Source organism: Achromobacter sp. 10T422, assembly GCF_056394065.1.
In genome coordinates this window covers 358531-378828 of the sequence record NZ_JBFTHD010000002.1, presented here as the reverse complement: position 1 = coordinate 378828, position 20298 = coordinate 358531, and the positions used below count along the sequence as shown (strand labels likewise).

The following is a 20298-nucleotide window of genomic DNA, read 5'->3' as shown; positions in this document are numbered from 1 at the left end:
AGCCGCCTGATCCGGCTCGCGCAGGGACAGATCGGTCCACCCTCACACGTTCTGTAACAGTGGCTTATGGCACAATCCGCCCCTTGTTTTTCCTTTTTGTCGTCGTATAGAGATGTCTGAAACTTCCGCTATCACGAACGTCGCCGCCGGCGTCGACAACGCCCGCATCGTCGCGCAGCTCGCCACCGAGCTCGGCGCGCGCGCCTCCCAGATCGCTTCGGCTGTGGAACTGCTGGATGACGGCGCCACCGTGCCGTTTATCTCTCGCTATCGCAAGGAAGCCACTGGCGGCCTGGACGATACCGTGCTGCGCAATCTGGAAGTGCGCCTGGGTTACCTGCGCGAACTCGAAGAGCGCCGCGGCTCGATCCTTGAATCCATCTCGCAGCAGGGCAAGCTCACGCCCGAGCTCCAGCAGGAAATCGCCACGGCTGACACCAAGCAGCGCCTGGAAGACTTGTACGCGCCGTACAAGCCCAAGCGCCGCACCCGCGCCCAGATCGCCCGCGAGGCCGGTCTGGAACCGCTGGCCGACGCCATCCTGGCGGACCTTGCCTGCGACCCCGCCGTGCTGGCCGCGCAGTACCTGAACCCCGAAGCGTCGATCAACGACGCCAAGGCGGCGCTGGACGGCGCGCGCGACATCCTGGCCGAGCGCTACGCGGAAAACGCGGACCTGCTGGCCGACATGCGCGAACACCTGTGGTCCACCGGCCTGATCTACTCCAAGATGATCGACGGCAAGGAAACCGAGGGCGCCAACTTCCGCGACTGGTTCGACTTCAACGAGCCGCTGCGCACGCTGCCCTCGCACCGCATCCTGGCGCTGCTGCGCGGCCGCCAGCAAGGCGTGCTGGAACTGCGTCTGGGCCTGGAAGCCGAGCTGGAAGCGCAACTGCCGCACCCGTGCGTGGCGCGCATCGCCAACTTCCTGAAGCTGGGCAACGGCCTGTTCGCGCTGGACGCCACGCCGCGCGCCCGCTGGCTGGGCGAAGTCTGCCGCTGGACCTGGCGCGTGAAGCTGCTGACGGCATTCGAAAGCGAACTGATCGGCCGCCTGCGCGAAAGCGGCGAAGCCGAAGCCATTCGCGTGTTCGCCGCCAACTTGAAAGACTTGCTGCTGGCCGCGCCTGCCGGCCCCAAGGCCGTGCTGGGCCTGGACCCGGGCATCCGCACGGGCTGCAAGATTGCCGTGATCGACCAGACCGGCAAGGTCGTCGACACCACCACCGTCTACCCCTTCGAACCGCGCCGCGACCGTGAAGGCACGATCAACACGCTGGCCGCGCTGGTGGCGCGCCACAAGGTGGACCTGATCGCCATCGGAAACGGCACCGCATCGCGCGAAAGCGAGAAGCTGGTGGGCGACATGATGGAACGCTTCCCCGACCTGAAGGTCACCCGCGTGGTGGTCTCCGAGGCCGGCGCGTCGGTGTATTCCGCATCGGAAACCGCCGCCCTGGAATTCCCCGACCTGGACGTGACGCTGCGCGGCGCCGTGTCTATCGCCCGCCGCTTGCAAGACCCACTGGCCGAATTGGTCAAGATCGATCCCAAGGCGATCGGCGTGGGTCAGTACCAGCACGACGTCAACCAGCGCGAGCTGGCGCGTTCGCTGGACGCCGTGGTCGAAGATTGCGTTAACGCGGTGGGTGTGGACGTCAACACGGCATCGGCTGCGTTGCTGGCTCGCGTGTCCGGGTTGAACTCGCTGCTGGCCAAGAACATCGTGGCCTGGCGCGACGAGAACGGCGCGTTCCCCACGCGTGAAATCCTGCGCAAGGTGCCGCGCTTTGGCGAAAAGGCCTTCGAACAGGCCGCCGGCTTCCTGCGCATTCCCAACGGCGACAACCCGCTGGATGCGTCGTCGGTTCACCCCGAAGCCTATCCCGTGGTCGAGCGCATCGTCGCCAAGATCAAGGCGGAAGTGAAGCAGATCATCGGCCAGCGCGAAGCCCTGAAAGGCGTGTCGCCGTCCGATTTCACCGACGAGCGTTTCGGCTTGCCCACGGTGCGCGACATCTTCGCCGAACTGGAAAAGCCCGGCCGCGATCCGCGCCCCGAGTTCAAGACCGCGCAGTTCAAGGAAGGCGTGGAAACGCTGAACGACCTGTACCCGGGCATGATCCTGGAAGGCGTCGTGACCAACGTGGCCAACTTCGGCGCGTTCGTTGACATCGGCGTACACCAGGACGGCCTGGTCCACATTTCGGCGCTGGCCGAAAAGTTCGTGAAGGACCCGCGTGATGTGGTGCGCGTGGGCCAGACGGTCAGCGTGAAGGTGCTGGAAGTGGACGCCGCGCGCAAACGCGTCGCGCTGACCATGCGCCTGAACGACACCGCTGCCCCGGCTCGCCGCAGCGGCGACGCGCCCAAGGGCGGTGACCGCCCGCGCCGTTCGCAAAGCGATGGCGGCCGCGGCAACGCAGGCGCAGCCGCAGGCGGCATGAACAGCGCGATGGCCGACGCCTTCGCCAAGCTCAAGCGCTGATTCCCGAAGATTCACCGCTCATCACAAAGCCCGGCGCATCGCATGCGCCGGGCTTTTTCTTTAGCTTAGGACTTTCCCTTAGATTGGCGATTTCCTTGCGCTCCCTCAATCAAGCAATCTAAAAATAAGGGAAAATATCGAATTGTGTCCAAATAATAAAAGCCGGTGGCGTTGGGGAACTCGGCAGGCACAAACATCCATGATCAGGCGAACCGCGGCGCGAACCGTCTATCAGGCAAGAAATCCAAAAAAAGCGCCCCTACCCTGAAAGCCCGGAGAGCGATTCGTCATGCGCAATACCATTACGCTTGCCGCCAATGAAGCGGCAACGATCACCGAAAAAGAAGCCGGCGCGGGCGGCGCCTACAACGAAGTCACGCTGGGCCAATATGCGCACCTGATCGTTGATGGCGCGGAAGTCACCTTCAAGCACATCACGTTGGAACGCCTGGGCACCCGCATCATCGAATTGCAGAACGGCGCGCAGCTGCATGTGGGCGCGCTGGGTTTCGCCAGCATGGGCGCCAGCATCGTGTACCGCATCGGCGCGGGCTGCGCGCTGGTATTCGACGCCAGCCAATGGGACCCCGAAGTGGTCGCCAACACGACCTTCGACTTCGTCAGCCAGGGAAGCGGCACGCTGAAGTACTTTCCGTTCATCAACCCGGAATGGCTCGACTGCCCGAACGTCACGGGCTATTCGGAAGGCGACATGCTGGAGATCGCGGGCCAGGGCAACGCCCAGCGTTTCCAGGTGCGCGATGGCCGCATCGTCGCCAACGCGAACGCGCGCGCAGCCTGAATGTGAAACGACGCGGATGGGACCGTATCCCATACCGCGTCGTAATCTGGCCTGAGCGTGCGGCGCGTGCAGCGGCGCATGATGCCGCAACACTGCCCCGCTATCCCTTTTATTCCTGAGACATCGACACCAGCGCGTCGCGCACGCGGCCCAACAGGACGGGGTCCACATCCCCGGCCGCGGCCGTGTCGGCCCCTTGCAGCAGGCCCGTCAGCACCGCGTCCGAGGGATCGGACTTCAGCGTTTGCATCAAGCCGCCCGCGTCCTTCGGATTGGCAAAGCCCGGCGACAACAGCAGCTCTTCGCCATCGGCAGCCAGAAGGCGGAAGCGGAAAGCGCCGTCTTCATCGCGGAAGCTGACGAAGCGCGCGCCCTTGCCCTTTTCCTTTTTGCCCTGCGCCTTGCCCGCCGTGGCGCCCGCGTTCAGGTTGCGCAGGCCCACGGCCTCGCGCAGTTCCTGCATCAGCGGCAGCGCCAGCGTGCGCGCCTTGGCGGCGCCGGCTTGCAGAATGTCTTCGATGCGGCCGGGGTTGGCGATCAGGTCAACGTACTTCTCGCGCATCGGCGCAAGCAGGTTTTCCAGATGCTCGTACAGCGCCTGTTTGGCGTCGCCCCAACCCATGCCCTCTTCCAACTGCTTGCGGAACGCCGCCGATTGCTCGTGCGTGGCGAATGCGCGGTACAGCGTGTACAGGTGCGAGCTCTCGGCGTCCTTGGGTTCGCCGGGTTCACGCGAATCGGTCACGATGCGCATCACCGACGCGCGCAGCGCCTTTGCGCCGCCTTCGAACAACGGAATGGTGTTGTTGTAGCTCTTGGACATCTTGCGGCCATCCAGGCCGGGCAAGGTCGCCACGTCTTCCTCGATCACCACTTCGGGCAGCGTGAAGTAATCACGGCCGTACAGGTGGTTGAAGCGCTGGGCGATGTCGCGCGCCATTTCCAGATGCTGGATCTGATCGCGGCCGACCGGCACGCGGTTCGCGTTGAACATCAGGATGTCCGCGGCCATCAGGATCGGATACGAGAACAAGCCCATCGTGACGCCGTCGTCGGGCTCCACGCCCTTGGCCACGTTCTGGTCCACCGACGCCTTGTAGGCGTGCGCGCGGTTCATCAGGCCCTTGGCCGTGACGCAGGTCAGGAGCCAGCTGAGTTCGGGAATTTCAGGAATGTCGGACTGGCGATAGAACGTGACACGATCGTGGTCCAGGCCCACGGCCAGCCAGGTCGCCGCGATTTCCAGGCGGGAACGCGCAACGCGCGCCGGATCATCGCACTTGATCAGCGCGTGATAGTCCGCCAGAAAAAAGAATGCGTCCACGCCGGGCTGCGTACTGGCCTGCACGGCGGGCCGGATAGCGCCCGCATAGTTGCCAAGGTGGGGGGTGCCAGTGGTGGTAATGCCAGTAAGGACGCGGGTATTCATGGGGCGAAGAGGCGTTTGCTAGGGGAAACGAGCAGTGTAACGTGCCGGAGCGCCCAGCCGACGGGCGGGCGTCTTCGTCGCCGGGATGCGTGGAATGGCTCAGCTCGGCTCAGCCCGGCTCAGCCCGGCTCGATCAGGGCTGGCTCGGCGCAACCCGAGCCGGCCGGCGAACTTACAGCACCGCCAAGAGCGGCGCCGCCAGGGCGCACACCCCGCCCGTGGTCAGCGCGGCGCGCGGGCGGAAGGTCAGGAACCAGATCAGCAGCAGGCCGGCAATGCTGAGGATGCCGATCCACTCGACCGTGCCGTAGCTCCAGCCCCACACCGCGGCGGACGCGCATAGCGATAAGGCCAGCGCGATCCAGCCGAACGCGCGCAACGGCACTCGATGACGCCGGGGCATGGCGCGATCGAACAGATCTTCGTAGTGGCGGTCCATGCCCAGGCACAGGGCGGAAAACCCCGCGTAGGCCAGGCAGAAGGCGGCAAGCGTCATGGCGTATCACCTCGCGGTTCATAAACGACGGCACTGGGGGCGGACTTCGTCACGGGCGCCTCGGCAACGGGGGAAGACGGGTGCCGGGTGGAGGCGGCGGGCGCGGCGGCAGCGGCAGGCGCAGCGGCAGCCCCTTTTTCCGCGTGCGGCTTGGCGGCAGCGCGCGGCTTGGCGGCAGCGCGTGCCGGCTGCGTCGCAGGCGCCTTGCGGGCCCGCGCCGCCTTGCGCGCCATCCAGGCGAACAACAGCGCCGTGGCCAGGCAGGTCAGGTCAAAACCGGCCATCACCCAATCGCCCTGCGGCAGCGACACGCCCAGGTGACGCGACGTGGTCAACGCATTGACGACCGGCACCAAGGCCATCGCGGCAGCCGCCACGGCCAGCAGGTCTTGCCATTTGCGGCGTTGGAACACGAAGGCATAGACCAGCGACAGCGCCCACGCCGAAAAGAACGCGCGCACTTCCCAGAGTTGGCGGCCGGGCATCTCAGCGGGCAGCAGGCGGTTGGCCAGGAAAAATGCAGCCACGCCAAAGACCACGCCCGCGATCGTGCCTGCGTTCAGGCCATCGACCAGACGCAGCGAAAAGGCCTCGCGGGCATCGCCCGGACGCGCCTTCTGACGGCGCTTGGCGATCCAGAGCACCAGCCCCGTGCCGACCATGCCGGTGCCAGCAAGGCTGACCACAAAGTAGAACCAGCGCAACAGCGGTTCAGCAAACAAGCCCAGATGCAGGCCGATGATGGTGCCGGCCGTCTGCACGGTGCCGCTAAGGTCATCCTCGCCTTCCAGGTACTTCCCAGTCACGCCATCAAAACGCATGTACGGCGCCAAGCGCCCATACGACACGCCATCGGCGGCGTCGCGCACCATCGTCACGGTGGCGCCGGCATCGCCCGGGTTATTGACGGTGACGCGGCCGACGCGGCCCTGCCAGTGTTGCTGCGCCTGCTCAAGCAGCGGCGCAATCGGCAGCAGCGGGGCGGGCTGATTCAGCGGTGGCGTGACCTTGAACGATTTGAAAACGTCGTCCGTGTATTGGCGCGGATTCTCGTAGACGGCGTTGATGCCGGCCGGCATGAGCATCACCATGAACAGCATCAGGCCGCTGAAGGTGATCATCAGATGAAACGGCAGCCCCAATACCGACAGCACGTTATGGCCGTCCATCCAGGCGCGCTGCCCACCCTTTTTAGGGCGGAAGGTAAAGAAATCGGTGAATATCTTTTTGTGCGTGATGATGCCGCTGATGATCGCCACCAGCATGAACATGCCCGCGATGCTGGCCAGCCAGCGCCCCCACGGGTACGCGGTTTCCAATTCGAAATGGAAGCGGTAGAAGAACTCGCCGCCGCGTGTTTCCCGGCCTTTGACTTCCTGCCCGTTCTGATCCAGCTTCACGCGCACGAAACCGCGCTCGCCCGGCTTGGGCTTGGCAACCTGGTACAGCAGCAGCGTCAGCGGTTCGCGAGCGGTGGGCGGCGTGATGAACCAGCGCTTGGCGTCCGGCGCATTCTCATTCAGATAGCGTTGCGCCATCTCCACGGCTTGCACGGCAGGCAGGGCCTGCACCTGAATTTCCGGCTGCATCCAGCGCGTGATCTCGGGCCGGAAAAACGCGAGCGAACCCGTCAGGAACATCGCGAACAACACCCAGCCAAAAATAAGCCCCGCCCAGGTATGCAACCAGGACATGGACTGGCGCAGGCCTTCTTCGCCTTGCGCGCGGGCTTTGCCTGCCTTCATGCCACCCCCATCGTGCGGCCGGCCAGGAACAACGCGCCCAGCACGGCGGCAGGGATCAGGATGCCCGCCCAGGCGCGCCAGGCGTTGCGCGTGGCGAACACCCAGATCACGCCACAGGCGTAGACCACGAAGGACAACATCTGCGCCGTGGTGACGGCGTCCGCCCGCCCCATGGGCAGCCAGACGGCCAGGCAAGCCGCAGCCGCCGAGGCGAGGGCATAGCCGCCCAGGATGGCCGCAGCCGCCCTGGAAAATACGGCCATTCGATAGCGCATCATGCCTGCGCCGGCTGCGGGAGCTTTCACTTGGACACGTTGAAGGTCAGGGTGGAAACGTAGCGGATCTTGGCGTAGGTCTTGCCATCAGCCTCGCCCGCCTTCTCTTCGACGTGCGCGGCTTCCAGCACGTACTGGCCGGGCCACGGCGTCGTGATTTCGATGCGGCCATTTTCATCACTGTAGAAACGCTTTTCCCACTTCGGCGGGCCGAACACGGTGACTTCGGTCTTGGCCAGCGGCTTGCCCTGGAATTGCAGCACGAAGGTGTTGGCGTCTGCGGCGGTGGGGACGAGTTCCAGATCCAGCTTGCCTTGCGTATCCGCACGGCCGGCCTTGGCGCCGTACTTCACCAGCGTGTCTTTGAATTGGATGGGCTGAGCCAGGCGGACGTCGCCCTTGCCAGCGGCTGCGAATTCAACGAAGTCGGCGCCTTCGGCCGATGCCTTCAGCGTCTTGCCATCGGCTGCCGTCACCACCGGCGACACCAGGACTTTGCCCAACAAGCCATCGCGCTTTTCGCGCAGGTCATCGGCCCACTCACCAAAGTACGCCTTGGCCGGACCCTCGGCGGTGCGTTCCAACCAAACAAAGTGCGCTTGCGCGGCGCCTGCCGAGCCCAACAGGGCAATAGCGGCCAAAGTCCTTGCGAATTTCATTGTCGATTTTTCCTCATTGTGGATCTTGTGGGTCTTGTGGGTCTTGTCTTCAGTCCGATCACCACAACAGGCAAGCCCCGCGGCCAATGCCTGTTTGACAGGGCCTGAATTATAACCATTCTCACTAAGATCCACAGCTAAAAATTGGGGCCTGACACTTTGCGCTGGTTAACCCTCATGGCTTACCCCTTCTCTTTAAATATATTTAACGTATATTTTGAGTTCCTAACGCCCCCTCAACCAGGAGTCCGTCATGACCCACCCTCGCTGGACTGGCATCTTTCCCGCCATCACCACCAAGTTCCACGCCGATGAACGCATCGACGCCGAAGGCACGGCCAAGCACATCGACTTCCAGATTCGCAACGGTATTCACGGCGTCGTCACCTGCGGCTCTCTGGGCGAGGCCAGCACGCTGACGCTGGAAGAAAAGCTGGAAGTCACCAAGATTGCGCTGGACGCCGCCGGCGGCCGCATCCCGGTTCTGGCCAACGTGTCCGAGACCAGCACCCGTGAAGCCCTGCGATTTATCGACGGCGCCAACAAGCTGGGCGTGGCCGGATTCATGGTCATGCCCTCGCTGATCTACGTCGCTGACGCCCGCGAAGCCATGCAGAACGTGCGCACCATGGCGGATGCCGCCCAGCAGCCCGTGATGGTCTACAACAACCCGATCGCCTATCGCGTGGACTTGAGCCCCGCGCACATGGCCGAGCTTGCCGATTGCAAATGGCTTGCAGCCGTCAAAGACAGCTCGGGCGATACCCGCCGCGTGACCGACCTGCGCAACGCCGTCGGCGACCGCTACCAGATCTTCCTGGGCGTGGACGATCTCGCCTACGAAGGGCTGGCGCTGGGATGCGATGGCCTGCTGGCCGGCGTAGGCTGCGCCTTCCCGCGCGAAACCGTGGCGCTCTATGACTTGATGAAAGCCGGCAAGCACGCGGAAGCCCTGGCGCTCTATCAATGGATGACGCCGCTGCTGCATCTGGACGTGTCCACCAAGCTCGTGCAAAACCTGAAGCTGATCGACGTGCTGGTCGGCGTCGGCACCGAACACGTTCGCCGCCCTCGCCTGCCCGTCATCGGCGAAGAGCGCGCACTGATCGAACGCGTGGTGGCACAGGCGCTGGCCACGCGTCCGGCTCAATACCAATCCGTTCCGTAAGGCATATGCGTGACATCGCCATCACGCTTCGGGCGACGTCACGCCGCTAATTGCCTAGACTGAGCCGGTCAAAGGTTGGCCGTGGCGGCTTGCCCTAGTGGTTGGCCGTGACGGCTCCCCCTGGCGGCTGACTGTCGTGGCTGGCCGTAGTCGTTGGCCATCACGGTTGGCCGTTCACTCCCTTGCAGATGAGGCGCGTCAATGAAACAGATCCGTGTCGTCGATTCCCACACGGGCGGTGAGCCCACCCGGCTGGTCGTGGCCGGTTTTCCTGCGCTGGGCGCGGGCAGCATGGCTGACCGGCAACGCCGGCTGGCATCCGATCACGATGCGTGGCGCGCCGCCACCGTGCAGGAGCCCCGGGGCAGCGATGTCATCGTGGGCGCCTTGCTGTGCGAACCCGCAGACCCGGCCAACGCCGCTGGCGTCATCTTCTTCAACAACGCCGGCTACCTGGGCATGTGCGGCCACGGCACCATCGGCCTGGTCGCCACGCTTGCCTATCTGAAACGCATCGGCCCGGGTGAACACGGCATCGAAACGCCCGTTGGCGTTGTCCGCGCCACGCTGCACGACGACGGCGCGGTCAGCGTGCGCAATGTGCCCGCGTACCGCAGGCATCACGCCGTGCGCGTCAACGTGCCGGGTTACGGCGAGGTCGTCGGCGATGTCGCCTGGGGCGGCAACTGGTTCTTCCTGATCGGCGAACACGATCAACGCGTCGCGCCCGACAACCTCGACGCCCTGACTCATTACGCACGGGCCGTACGGCTGGCCCTGGCGGCAGCGGGCATTACGGGCGCGGATGGGGCCGAAATCGACCACATCGAACTGTTCGCACCCGACCCGGCAGCCGACAGCCGCAACTTCGTGCTGTGCCCCGGCAACGCCTATGACCGCTCGCCCTGCGGCACGGGCACCAGCGCCAAGCTGGCCTGCCTGGCGGCCGATGGCAAGCTCGCTCCTGGGCAAGTCTGGCGCCAGGCCAGCGTGATTGGCAGCGTGTTCGAAGCCAGCTATGTACGCGACGGCGACCACATCATCCCCACCATTCGAGGCCGCGCCTATGTCTGCGCGGAATCCACCTTGCTGATTCCGCCGGACGATCCTTTCGGCTGGGGCATCCGGCTGTAATTCCACGACGGGGGCTTTATATGTCTCACGGTCATACAGACGTGCTGGTCATCGGCGCCGGCATCATCGGCGCGGCCTGCGCGCACGAACTGGCGCTGGCCGGCTTGTCGGTACGCGTGGTGGATGCCCGGCTGGGGGGCGCCACGCAAACCGGCATGGGGCATTTGGTCGCCATGGATGCCCACCCGGCCGAACTGGCGTTAAGCGCCGCCTCATTGGAAATCTGGCGCGAATGGGGCCCCCGCATGAACCACACGGACCCGGCATGCGCCTATACCGGTTGCGGCACGATGTGGGTGGCCGAAAGCGATCACGACATGGCAGAGGCCGAGTGCAAGCAGCGCCGCTTGCTGGAGCACGGGGTGTCCTCCACGCTGTTGAACGCACAACAACTGGCGCAAGCCGAACCGGCCTTGCGCGCCGGACTCGCCGGCGCATTGCAAGTGTCCGGCGACGCGCTGATCTATGCGCCCAGTGCCGCCCGCTGGCTGCTCACGCATGCCCCTCCGTGTCTGTCTTTCGAAGCCGTTGAAGTCTGCAAGATCGACGCGCAAGGCGTGGTCCTGTCCGACGGTTCCCGGCGCACCGCCGAAGCCATCGTGCTGGCAGCGGGCATGTTGGCAAGCCGGCTGTGTGACGACCTGCCTCTGCATCCCAAGAAAGGCCATCTGGCCATCACCGACCGTTACCCCACCGGTATCCGCCATCAATTGGTTGAGCTCGGCTACACGGCCAGTACCCAGCAGCGCGAAGGCGCCGCAGTGGCCTTCAACGTGCAGCCCCGCCCCACCGGCCAATTGCTGATCGGGTCCTCCCGGCAAATCGGTGACCGGCAATACGCGGCGGGTTCTGCGGTGGGTTCTGCCGTGGGGTCTGCGGCGGGTTCTGCCGTGAGTTCCGCCGCGGGTTCCGCCTCCGACACCGCCCTCACCGCCGCCGTCGAACCCGCCGTGTTGGCCAGCATGCTCCGGCGCGCGATCGGCTATCTGCCGGGCCTGTCCGGTTTGAACCTCATCCGCACCTGGACGGGCGTGCGCGCCGCCCCCCCGGATGGGCTTCCGCTGATCGGCCGCCACCCTTCGCGCGACAAGCTGTGGCTGGCGGTCGGCCATGAAGGCCTGGGTGTGACCACGGCCCCCGCCACCGGCCGCCTGCTGGCCGCGCTGATGACCGGCGCAGCCACGCCGCTGGACCCCACTCCATTTGCCGCATCCCGCTCCTTCGACGAGGTCACGCCATGACGAAGACTCCGCCCGACTGCGCACGCTTGCGCATCCAGCTCGACGGCCAATCCTTGCGCGTCGCCGTGGGCAGCAGCGTCGCCGCCGCGCTCGCCCTGCGCGCACCCGGCAATTCCCGCATCTCTGTCTCGGGCGAAAAGCGTGCAGCGTTTTGCGGGATGGGCATCTGCCATGAATGCCGAGTGCTGGTCGACGGCCACTTGCGCCTGGCCTGCCAAACCCCTTGCCACGACGGTATGCGCGTCGACACCGTTCTCGACCCAACGCCCTGGGCCGGCGTACCGGATCGGGCAGCTGGCCAACACCGCACCTGCGACCTGCTCATTGTTGGCGCCGGCCCAGCCGGCATGGCGGCGGCGTTGGCGGCGGCCCCCAGCGGACGCGCCATCGTGCTGGTGGATGACAACCCCGCCGCAGGCGGACAAATCTGGCGCGACGGCCCCGCTGCCGCCCTGCCTGCCCAGGCGCAGCGCCTGCGCGAACAGCTGGCACGCCACGCAAACATCACGCTGCTATGCGGCACGCGCGTCGTGGGCCTGGCCGGCCAACCCGGACAGGCCGCGCTGCTGCTTGAAGATGCGCGCGAGGGTTGGACCCAGCATTGCGACTCACTGATTCTCTGCACCGGCGCGCGCGAATTGCTGCTGCCGTTTCCCGGCTGGACGCTGCCCGGCGTCACCGGTGCCGGTGGGTTGCAGGCGCTGGTCAAGGCCGGCACCTCGCTGCGCGGCCAGCGCATCGTCATCGCGGGGACCGGGCCGCTGCTGCTGGCCGCCGCCCGCACCGCACGCGAAGCCGGGGCCACGGTTGTACGCATTGCCGAACAGGCCGACTGGCGCGCACTCCTGCGCTTTGCCAGCGGCCTGCCGCGCTGGCCGGGCAAAGCCTTGCAAGCCATCACTCTGTTGCACCCGCAATACCGCAGCGCCAGCCATGTGCTTGAGGCCAGCGGCAACGGCCGGCTTCAGCACGTGCGCCTGCGTCGCGCCGATGGCGAAGAACAGATCGCCTGCCACCGCCTGGCCTGCGGCTTCGGCCTGATCCCCAATACCCAACTGGGCCAGATGCTGGGATGCGAACTGGATGCGCATCAGGCGTTGCAAGTGGACGATCTGCTTCAAACCTCTGTCCCCGGCGTCTTCGCGGCGGGCGAATGCACCGGCATTGGCGGCGGCGAACGGTCGCAAATCCAGGGGGCCATCGCGGGCCACGCGGCGATTGGCGAATTGGCGCAGGCCGCACACCTTGCGCCCGACCTCGCGCGATGGCAAGGCTTTGCCAACACCGTGCGCCGGCATTTCGCGCTGCGCTCGCCCCTCTTGACGCTGGCTCGCCCCGACACGCTGATCTGCCGCTGCGAAGACGTCCCGCAATCCGCCCTGGCCGCTTGCAAGAACTGGATCGACGCCAAGCTGCACACCCGCTGCGGCATGGGCGCCTGTCAGGGGCGCGTGTGTGGCGCCGCCACGCAAGCCCTGTACGGCTGGACGCCCGCGCCGCCCAAGCACCTGCTTGCGCCCGCCCGCATCGGCACGCTGGCGGGCGTGGGCGCCAGCCTCGCTCCAGATGGCCGCCCGCCGCCTTCAAGCAGCAGCTCAACCGAATAAGGAAACCTCATGACAGACCGCCTGGCTCCCTTCATCGTCTTCGCTGAATGCCTAGCCCAAGAGGCCCGCGAACGCTTCGCGCCCTACTTGGCGACGGGGCAACACAGCGTGCCGCGCCCCGACATCAAGCCAGACCGCAGCCTTGTCACCGCGTTGGACCACGCCATTGAAGCGCATCTGCGCGCCCGCATCGAACACGCCTATCCCGACCACGGCATTTACGGCGAAGAAGGCGGCGTTGTCAGATCGGACGCCGAATACGTCTGGGTGCTTGACCCCATCGACGGCACCGCGCCCTTCCTGGCTGGCGTACCGGTATTCGGCACGCTGATCGCCCTGCTGCATCGCGGCGAACCCGTGATCGGCGTCATGGACTTCCCCTCGACCGCAGACCGCTGGGTTGGCGCCGCCGGCCAGCCCACCCGGCACCGGGGCCAGCCCTGCCACACGCGCCCGTGCGACGCCATGGGCGACGCCATGCTCAGCACCAGCAACCCCGACTTCTACGCCGCCGATGAACTGCCCGCTTTCCAGGCGCTGCGCGAGCGCACCCGCTGGCGCATCTACGGCGGCTGCTGCCTGGCATACGGGCTGCTGGCGTGCGGGCGCACCGATGTCGCCATCGACGCCAAGCTGGCGCTTTACGACTACGCGCCCTTCGTGCCGGTCATTCAAGGGGCGGGCGGCGTCATCACCGATTGGCACGGCCGCGCGCTCAGCCTGGACAACCCCGCCACGCAGATTCTGGCCGCGGGCGACCCTGCCCGTCACCGCGAAGCGCTGGGCCTGCTACGACCCGCCCTGCCCTGACTCCCGCTGCTTGCCTGCTGTTGTTCGTTGATGTGCCTACTCTTGAGCCAGGAGCCGCCTGCCATGGATATCCGCATTGAAAATCTCTGCATCTCATATAGCAAACAACGCGTCATCGACGGCCTGAACCTGGCCATTCCTCCGGGTTGCTTCTTCACGTTGCTCGGCCCCAGCGGCTGCGGCAAGACCACCTTGCTGCGCACGCTGGCAGGCTTCATCCCCGTCGAATCCGGCCGCTTGTCGTTCGGCGGCAACGACGTCACGCGCGTGCCGGCGCATCAGCGCAACATCGGCATGGTGTTTCAGGACTACGCGCTCTTTCCCAACCGCAGCGTCTTTGACAACGCCGCCTACGGCCTGCGTGCCCGCAAAGTGCCGCTGGCCTTGATCAAACAAAGAGTGGCGGCCGCGCTGGACCGCGTGGGGCTGGCGCAATATGCGTCGCGCCTGCCTGCCGAGCTGTCGGGCGGACAGCGTCAACGCGTGGCGCTTGCCCGCGCGCTGGTGATCCAGCCCCAAGTGCTGCTGATGGACGAGCCGCTGTCCAACCTGGACGCCAAGCTGCGCATCCAGGTGCGGCAGACCATTTCCGAACTTCAGCGCGAAGCGGGCATCACCACCGTCTTTGTCACCCATGACCAGGAAGAAGCACTCGCCCTGTCTGACCAGATCGCCGTCATGGAGCAGGGCCGCGTGGCGCAATTAGGCACGCCGCGCGACGTCTATGGCCAGCCTGCCAGCGGCTATGTCGCCGACTTCATTGGCGCCGCCAATCTGCTGCCAGTGCAATGCGTGGCATCGGCATCAGGGTCCGTCCGCCTGGAGCTTGACGGCCACCCCGTCGCCGCCCACGCGCCCGCGCCGCTATCCGGGCAAGCCGTGTTGGTCGCACGCCCCGAAGACATCGGCGTATCCACGCAACCCGAAGCCGGCGTGCCCGCCCGCATCCTGGCCGAACAATACCTGGGCATCAAGATGCATTACCGGGTGGAACTGCCCAGCGGGCGCGTCATGAACGTGGACGTACATGGCGGCCAAACGTCGCCGTTGGGCCGGGGCATGCAGATCGGCTTGATGTTTGATCCGCAGAAGACACTGGTGCTTGCATCATGAAGCGCCTGATCGCCCTGCTCCGCTCGCCATGGACGTGGCTGTCCGTGGCCGTTCTGGCGATGCTGCTGGTCTTTTTGGTGTGGCCAGTGCTGAACATTCTGTCGGCCAGTGTGCTCGCCCGCGATGACGCCGGCCAGTCAGGCTGGCACATTCTGATATCCGATCCGCGATACCTGCGCGCCATCGGCAACACCTTGCTGCTGGGCGCCGGCGTCACGGTGCTTGCCGCCGGCATCGGCGTGCCGCTCGCGTATCTGACCGCGCGCCACCATTACCCTGGCAAAGCCCTGGTATCGATCTTGCCGCTCATCACGCTGGTCATCCCCGAGGTCATCGGCGCGCAAACCTGGCTGATGATTCTGGGCAACAACGGCGTGCTCACGCGTGCGCTGCGCGATGGGCTGGGGCTGGACCCGCCGTCGTTCTACGGCTGGCCGGGCCTGCTGACCGTCATGACCTTCACGTATTACGCCTACATCTACATCGGCACGCTGGCAGCCATACGCGGCTTCGATTCGCAATTGGAAGAAGCCGCGCAAAGCCTGGGAACGTCGCCGCCCGTGTCGCGGTTCAAGGTGATGGCGCCCGTCGTCATGCCCGCCATTCTGGCCAGCGCGCTGCTGGTCTTCACCATGGTCGTAGGCAACTTCGCCACGTCAATGATCCTGGGTCATCGTGTAGAGCTGCTATCGGTGCTGACGTATCAGGCGTCGGTCTCGGAAACCGGCAGCGACCCCGTCATGCAAAGCACGCTGGCGACGACATCGATCTCGCTGGTCATGCTGGCGCTGTTCCTGCAACGCTGGATCGTCTCGCGCGGGCGCTACGAAATCACGCAAGGACGCGGCGCGCCAGAGACCCCGATGCGCGGCCCGCGTGGTGCGGCCATGGCATGCGCCGCGCTGGTTGTGATGGGGATGTCGATGCTGCCGCTAGGCACGCTTGCGGTCGGCGCATTCACCCGCGCGCACGGTCCCGTGATGCGTTGGGGAGAATGGACCATCGCCCATCTGGAACGCGTGCTGGTCAATGCGCCCGCGCCTGTCGTGAACTCCATCGGCTACGCGGGCGCGGCCACCTTGATCGCCATCGCGTTCAGCACGCTGGCCAGCTATCTGATCGTCAAGAAGCGCAACTTGCTGACGCCCTGGCTGGACTACCTGAGCGCCATTCCGCTGGCGTTGTCTGGCACGGTCATCGGCATCGGCCTGCTGATGACCTTCGGCCACGGCGCGTTCGACTTGTCTGGCACGGCGTCGCTGATCGTGCTGGCCTACATCGTGCGGCGTTTGCCTTTCGGCGTACGCAATGCCTCGTCCACGCTCTTCAACCTGCCCGACTCCATTGAAGAAGCCTCGGTCAGTTTGGGGGTGCCGCCCTTCACGTCCTTTCTGAAGGTGGTCCTGCCGTTGATGGCGCCCGCCATCGCGGCCGCCGCCGTGCTGACCTGGACCACCACCGTGTCCGAACTCAGCGCATCGGTGATCGTGTATTCGCCGGGACACGAGACCTTACCCATTCAGATTTTCCGGCTGATCGACAGCGGCCTCATGGCCCAGGCGTCGGCCTACGGGCTTGTGCTGATCACGGTGATCCTGGCGCCTGTGCTGCTGGCGACCCGGGTATTTCGCATCCGGCTCTTCGCCTGAGCCTTTCTTTCACACTCGTCTCAAGGGGAACCCCATGATCCAGCTTCCTTCTCTCAACCGCCGCCAGGTGCTCAAACTGCTGGCCGTCACGGGCGGCATCTCGGCGCTGCCCACGCGCGCCAAGGCTCAACGCAGCGAAAAGGTCGTGCTCTACACGACGCTGAACTCACAATCTGTCGACACCGCCAGCGACATCGCGCGCGACGTGATGCCCCACGTCAAACCCAGCGCCGTTGTGGGTGGCAGCAGCCAGTTGCTCAGGCGGATCGAGGCCGAAGCCGGCCAGCCCAAAGGGGACGTGTTCTGGACGTCCAGCGCCAACGTCATGCACGGCTATCGCAGCCTGTTCGAACCCTACCGTTCGCCGGAAGCCGAAGCCATTCCCAGCCACCTGCACGGCCCCGATGACTTATGGACGGCGGCCAATCTGCACATCGTGGTCGGCATGGTCAACGCGCGGCAGCTCTCCGGCCCCGCCCCCGTCCGTTGGGCCGACCTGACCGACCGCCGCTTCAAGGGCAAGATCATCATCGGCGACCCGGGCAACAGCTCCACCGCCTTCACCGCGCTGTGGGGGATAGAACGCGTGCTGGGCGAAGACGGCCTGAAGGCGTTGGCGCGCAACGTCAGCGTCTCCAGCGCCGCCTCGCATGTGGTGCGCAGCGTGGGGCAAGGCGAATACGCCGTCGGCATCACTTTCGAATCCACCGCCTACCCCTACGTAGCGGGCGGCCAGAAGGAAATCAGCATCCTGTACCCCGAGGACGGCACGTTCACCGTGGCGGACAACATGGCGCTGGTGAAGAATTCCCCGAACCCGGCCGCCGCCAAACGCATGTACGACCTGCTGCTGTCGCGCGACATGCAAGTGGCGCTGCTGCAAAACGCCTACCGCCGCCCCAGCCGCAGCGACATCGACGTCAGCAAGCATCTCGACATGCCCGCGCTGGACGACGTGAAGATCGTGCCAGTGGACGAAGCCGCCGCCGCCGCCGACCGCGACGCGTTCCTGGCGCGGTGGCGGGCGCATGTGGCGGCGGCGCGCAGCGCGTAACGTGTAGCGCCAGGGCCAGCAGGCGGCCACAAATAGTCACCCATAAAAAAAGCGGCCACAAAGGCCGCTTTCCTGTTCCCGCGCTTTCCGTTTACCAGCGGTACCGCAGGCTGGCCTTGATCGAACGCTGATACCCGTACCAGCACCACGACTCGCCCGAGCAAGACGCGATGTATTCCTTGTCGAACAGGTTCTGTACGTTCAGCGCGACCTGCATGCCCTTCAACGTGGGCGACACGCGGCCCATGTCGTAGTCCAGCATCAGGTCAAACAGCGTTACCGACGGCACCTTCAGGGTGTTGGTTTCGTTCGCGTACGACGAGCCGATGTAGCGCACGCCACCGCCCACGCCCATGCCGGCCAGCGGGCCTTCCTGCAACTGGTAACGCGCCCACGCCGACGCTTGCTGCGACGGCACGGCGGCGGGCGTCTTGCCCTTCAGGTCCAGCCCGGCCACGCTGGGATAGGCCTTGGAGTATTCGTTGTCCATCAACGAATACGCCGCCACCAGCGTCAGGCCGCGCATCGGCTCCGTCTTGGCTTCCAGTTCAATACCCTGCGTGCGCAATTCACCAGCCTGGATCGAGCACCGCCCGGCTGCCGTACCGCACACGTGCGTCGGGTCGGGATCGGTGGTCGTCATGTTTTCGCGGCGAATATCAAAGGCCGCAAACGACAGCATCGTGGCGGTGCCAGGCGGCTGGTACTTGATGCCCACTTCATACTGCTTGCCTTCGATCGGCTTGAACGGCACGTTCTGCCAGCCCGTGCCGGATTGCGGCTCAAACGATTCCGAATAGCTGAAGTACGGCGCCACACCATTGTCGAAGTTGTAGATCACGCCCATGCGGCCCGTGAACGCTTCCGCATTCAACGACGACGGCGCGACGCGCCCTGTGGAGATGGTGGTGGTTTCACCCACCGTGCGCGACCAGTCATAGCGCCCGCCCAGCAGCACGGACAAGCGATCGATCTTGATCTGGTCCTGGAAGTACAGACCAGTCTGATATTGCTTGGAGGTCGCATCCGACGAGAACGCCGGCACCGGAATGTTCTGATGATTATTCGGGTTCAGCACCGACAGCGCCGGGGCCGAGCCAAAGCCCGACAAGGTATCGGTCTTCACGTGCTGATAGTCAAAGCCCAGCAGCACCGTGTGTCCGAACACGCCAGTGTTGAAACGCGCCTGCATGTTGTTGTCGATCGTGAGCGCGCCCACATCCACATCGGTCGCGATCGACGCGCGCTGATGGTACAGGTACGTGTTGTCCGTGTAGCCGTAGTTGTTCGTCATGGCGCCGTAGATGCTGCGGTACTTGGCCTCGGACCGCGTCCAGCGCAGGCTTTGCGTCGCCTTGAACGTGTCGTTGAAGCGGTGGTCCAGCACGTAGCCCAGCGAATAGCTCTTGCGATCGCTCTTCTCGAAATTCGCATCGCCATCGTAATAATCAGCCGGCAGACGGATGCCATCCGGCGCCGACAACAGCGTGCGCATTGCAGGCGCCGCGCCATACGAACCCATGTCGGGGTCGCGCTGGAAGTTCGTCAGCACCGTCAGCGACGTGTCGCCATTGGGCTTCCACGTGAAAGCCGGCGAGACGAAGTAGCGGCGTTCTTTCGTGTCCTTGATCTGGCCGTCGGACATATAGCCCGAGCCCACCAGGCGGTACAGGTACTTGCCCTCTTCATCCACGGGGCCGCCGAAATCGAAGTTGGCGCGGCCGTAGTCGTAGTTACCGACCTGCACTTCCACTTCGCGCAGCGTCTCGGCCAAGGGGCGCTTGCTGACCTGGTTCACCACGCCGCCCGGGCCGCCTTGCCCGTACATGACGGACGCCGGGCCCTTCAGCACATCCACGCGCTCAAGGCGGTAGGTGTCCACTTGCGGCAAGGCATCGCGCCCGCCAAATACCCGCAGGCCGTCCAGGTAGCTTGACGCGGAAAAGCCGCGCACGCTGAACTGGTCCAAACGCGTGGCGGTGGCGCCGCGCGATTCGGTCGCCACGCCCGCCGTGTAGCGCAGCACCTGGTTCAAGGTCTGCGCGCCCTGCTCCGTGATCTGTTCACGCGTCACAACGGACACCGACTGCGGCGTTTCAATCAACGGCGTATCCGTCTTGGTGGCGCTGACGCTGGCCGTGGCCACATAGCCCACCGTGGGCGCCAACGCGCTGTCCGCCATGCCGGACACCGTCACCGGCGCCAGCACATGCGTGTCACCTGACGACGTGGGCGCAGGCACGAGCGTCCAGGTGTTGCCCGACTGCCCGCGTGCTTGCAGACCGCTGCCCGACAGCAGGCGGGCAAAGCCGGCGCCCACCGAGTACGCGCCATTCAGCCCGTCCGAACGCAAGCCCCGCACCATCGCGGGGTCAAACGACAGGACCACGCCCGCGCTGCGCGCGAATTGCGTCAAGGCGTCGGCCAACTGGCCAGCGGGAATTTGATACGTGCGCGACGCATTGGCGGCGGCGGCCGGTGCGGACTGCGCCCAGGCGGCGGGCATGCCCGCGGCAAGCGCGCCCGCGCACGTGGCGGCCAGCACGGCCATGCGGCCGGCGGTCAATGTGGCGCGCAGGCGCGATTGAGATGAAGCAGACACAAAACTCTCCCTGTACGGTGGTC

The 20298-nt window shown here is 65.5% G+C and carries 16 protein-coding genes; 10 read left to right on the top strand and 6 right to left on the bottom strand.

Features of this window, described 5'->3' with window-relative positions:
• The first annotated feature begins 112 nt into the window (after window positions 1-112).
• The gene (gene tex / locus AC1DB0_RS05845) at window positions 113-2491 is read left to right on the top strand and encodes an RNA-binding transcriptional accessory protein Tex (protein ID WP_175169651.1); all 2379 of its coding nucleotides are present in this window, start codon (window positions 113-115) and stop codon (window positions 2489-2491) included.
• 289 nt (window positions 2492-2780) lie between these two features.
• Window positions 2781-3293 carry a hypothetical protein gene (locus AC1DB0_RS05840; protein ID WP_054423826.1) on the top strand — a complete coding sequence of 171 codons (513 nt, stop codon included), beginning with the start codon at window positions 2781-2783 and terminating at the stop codon, window positions 3291-3293.
• A gap of 109 nt (window positions 3294-3402) precedes the next feature.
• Here AC1DB0_RS05840 and AC1DB0_RS05835 read toward each other — a convergent pair whose 3' ends face one another.
• From AC1DB0_RS05835 to AC1DB0_RS05815, 5 genes are all read right to left on the bottom strand, one after another.
• Entirely contained in the window at window positions 3403-4722 is a 1320-nt protein-coding gene (locus AC1DB0_RS05835; RefSeq protein ID WP_054423828.1) for a tryptophan--tRNA ligase, read from the bottom strand.
• Between the two features lie 172 nt (window positions 4723-4894).
• Window positions 4895-5218, bottom strand: coding sequence for a DUF3325 domain-containing protein (locus tag AC1DB0_RS05830; RefSeq protein WP_054423829.1), 324 nt, complete (start codon window positions 5216-5218; stop codon window positions 4895-4897).
• The gene (locus AC1DB0_RS05825) at window positions 5215-6963 is read right to left on the bottom strand and encodes a PepSY-associated TM helix domain-containing protein (RefSeq protein WP_476757668.1); all 1749 of its coding nucleotides are present in this window, start codon (window positions 6961-6963) and stop codon (window positions 5215-5217) included. Before AC1DB0_RS05825 ends, AC1DB0_RS05830 begins: the two co-directional genes overlap by 4 nt.
• The gene (locus AC1DB0_RS05820; RefSeq protein ID WP_175169648.1) at window positions 6960-7241 is read right to left on the bottom strand and encodes a DUF3649 domain-containing protein; all 282 of its coding nucleotides are present in this window, start codon (window positions 7239-7241) and stop codon (window positions 6960-6962) included. The genes AC1DB0_RS05825 and AC1DB0_RS05820 overlap by 4 nt, the downstream gene beginning before the upstream one ends.
• A 23-nt stretch (window positions 7242-7264) precedes the next feature.
• Window positions 7265-7897 (bottom strand): DUF4198 domain-containing protein, encoded by a 633-nt coding sequence (locus tag AC1DB0_RS05815; protein WP_476757669.1) that lies wholly within the window; start codon window positions 7895-7897, stop codon window positions 7265-7267.
• A 253-nt stretch (window positions 7898-8150) separates the two neighbouring features.
• On the opposite strand from AC1DB0_RS05815, the gene AC1DB0_RS05810 reads away from it, so the two are divergent.
• The 8 genes from AC1DB0_RS05810 to AC1DB0_RS05775 all read left to right on the top strand — a co-directional run bounded on the left by AC1DB0_RS05810 (window position 8151) and on the right by AC1DB0_RS05775 (window position 17673).
• Complete coding sequence (locus AC1DB0_RS05810; RefSeq protein ID WP_054423837.1) at window positions 8151-9065, top strand: dihydrodipicolinate synthase family protein; 915 nt, start codon at window positions 8151-8153, stop codon at window positions 9063-9065.
• 201 nt (window positions 9066-9266) lie between these two features.
• Complete coding sequence (locus AC1DB0_RS05805) at window positions 9267-10199, top strand: 4-hydroxyproline epimerase (RefSeq protein ID WP_342066440.1); 933 nt, start codon at window positions 9267-9269, stop codon at window positions 10197-10199.
• Between the two features lie 20 nt (window positions 10200-10219).
• Window positions 10220-11440: an NAD(P)/FAD-dependent oxidoreductase gene (locus AC1DB0_RS05800; RefSeq protein ID WP_476757670.1), complete on the top strand. Its 1221-nt coding sequence runs from the start codon at window positions 10220-10222 to the stop codon at window positions 11438-11440.
• Entirely contained in the window at window positions 11437-13047 is a 1611-nt protein-coding gene (locus AC1DB0_RS05795) for an FAD-dependent oxidoreductase (protein WP_476757671.1), read from the top strand. Before AC1DB0_RS05800 ends, AC1DB0_RS05795 begins: the two co-directional genes overlap by 4 nt.
• A gap of 9 nt (window positions 13048-13056) precedes the next feature.
• On the top strand, window positions 13057-13857 hold the full coding sequence (locus tag AC1DB0_RS05790) for an inositol monophosphatase family protein (protein ID WP_054423848.1): 801 nt from the start codon (window positions 13057-13059) through the stop codon (window positions 13855-13857).
• A gap of 63 nt (window positions 13858-13920) precedes the next feature.
• Window positions 13921-14970 (top strand): ABC transporter ATP-binding protein, encoded by a 1050-nt coding sequence (locus tag AC1DB0_RS05785; protein WP_054423850.1) that lies wholly within the window; start codon window positions 13921-13923, stop codon window positions 14968-14970.
• Complete coding sequence (locus AC1DB0_RS05780) at window positions 14967-16619, top strand: ABC transporter permease (protein ID WP_054423852.1); 1653 nt, start codon at window positions 14967-14969, stop codon at window positions 16617-16619. Before AC1DB0_RS05785 ends, AC1DB0_RS05780 begins: the two co-directional genes overlap by 4 nt.
• Before the next feature lie 34 nt (window positions 16620-16653).
• Window positions 16654-17673, top strand: a complete 1020-nt coding sequence (locus AC1DB0_RS05775) for an extracellular solute-binding protein (protein ID WP_476757672.1) — start codon at window positions 16654-16656, stop codon at window positions 17671-17673.
• 91 nt (window positions 17674-17764) lie between these two features.
• Here AC1DB0_RS05775 and AC1DB0_RS05770 read toward each other — a convergent pair whose 3' ends face one another.
• A complete protein-coding gene (locus AC1DB0_RS05770; RefSeq protein WP_441370727.1) occupies window positions 17765-20224 on the bottom strand; it encodes a TonB-dependent siderophore receptor in 2460 nt (819 codons plus the stop codon).
• Window positions 20225-20298 lie beyond the last annotated feature (74 nt).

What these genes read in the sequence shown, in the direction of transcription:
- AC1DB0_RS05785 (WP_054423850.1), top strand. Translation starts at nt 13,921, where the DNA reads ATGGATATCCGCATTGAAAATCTCTGCATCTCATATAGCAAACAACGC.
- AC1DB0_RS05840 (WP_054423826.1), top strand. Translation starts at nt 2,781, where the DNA reads ATGCGCAATACCATTACGCTTGCCGCCAATGAAGCGGCAACGATCACC.
- AC1DB0_RS05795 (WP_476757671.1), top strand. Translation starts at nt 11,437, where the DNA reads ATGACGAAGACTCCGCCCGACTGCGCACGCTTGCGCATCCAGCTCGAC.
- AC1DB0_RS05830 (WP_054423829.1), bottom strand. Translation starts at nt 5,218, where the DNA reads ATGACGCTTGCCGCCTTCTGCCTGGCCTACGCGGGGTTTTCCGCCCTG.
- AC1DB0_RS05770 (WP_441370727.1), bottom strand. Translation starts at nt 20,224, where the DNA reads ATGGCCGTGCTGGCCGCCACGTGCGCGGGCGCGCTTGCCGCGGGCATG.
- AC1DB0_RS05790 (WP_054423848.1), top strand. Translation starts at nt 13,057, where the DNA reads ATGACAGACCGCCTGGCTCCCTTCATCGTCTTCGCTGAATGCCTAGCC.
- AC1DB0_RS05805 (WP_342066440.1), top strand. Translation starts at nt 9,267, where the DNA reads ATGAAACAGATCCGTGTCGTCGATTCCCACACGGGCGGTGAGCCCACC.
- AC1DB0_RS05815 (WP_476757669.1), bottom strand. Translation starts at nt 7,897, where the DNA reads ATGAAATTCGCAAGGACTTTGGCCGCTATTGCCCTGTTGGGCTCGGCA.
- tex (WP_175169651.1), top strand. Translation starts at nt 113, where the DNA reads ATGTCTGAAACTTCCGCTATCACGAACGTCGCCGCCGGCGTCGACAAC.
- AC1DB0_RS05800 (WP_476757670.1), top strand. Translation starts at nt 10,220, where the DNA reads ATGTCTCACGGTCATACAGACGTGCTGGTCATCGGCGCCGGCATCATC.
- AC1DB0_RS05835 (WP_054423828.1), bottom strand. Translation starts at nt 4,722, where the DNA reads ATGAATACCCGCGTCCTTACTGGCATTACCACCACTGGCACCCCCCAC.
- AC1DB0_RS05825 (WP_476757668.1), bottom strand. Translation starts at nt 6,963, where the DNA reads ATGAAGGCAGGCAAAGCCCGCGCGCAAGGCGAAGAAGGCCTGCGCCAG.
- AC1DB0_RS05810 (WP_054423837.1), top strand. Translation starts at nt 8,151, where the DNA reads ATGACCCACCCTCGCTGGACTGGCATCTTTCCCGCCATCACCACCAAG.
- AC1DB0_RS05820 (WP_175169648.1), bottom strand. Translation starts at nt 7,241, where the DNA reads ATGATGCGCTATCGAATGGCCGTATTTTCCAGGGCGGCTGCGGCCATC.
- AC1DB0_RS05780 (WP_054423852.1), top strand. Translation starts at nt 14,967, where the DNA reads ATGAAGCGCCTGATCGCCCTGCTCCGCTCGCCATGGACGTGGCTGTCC.
- AC1DB0_RS05775 (WP_476757672.1), top strand. Translation starts at nt 16,654, where the DNA reads ATGATCCAGCTTCCTTCTCTCAACCGCCGCCAGGTGCTCAAACTGCTG.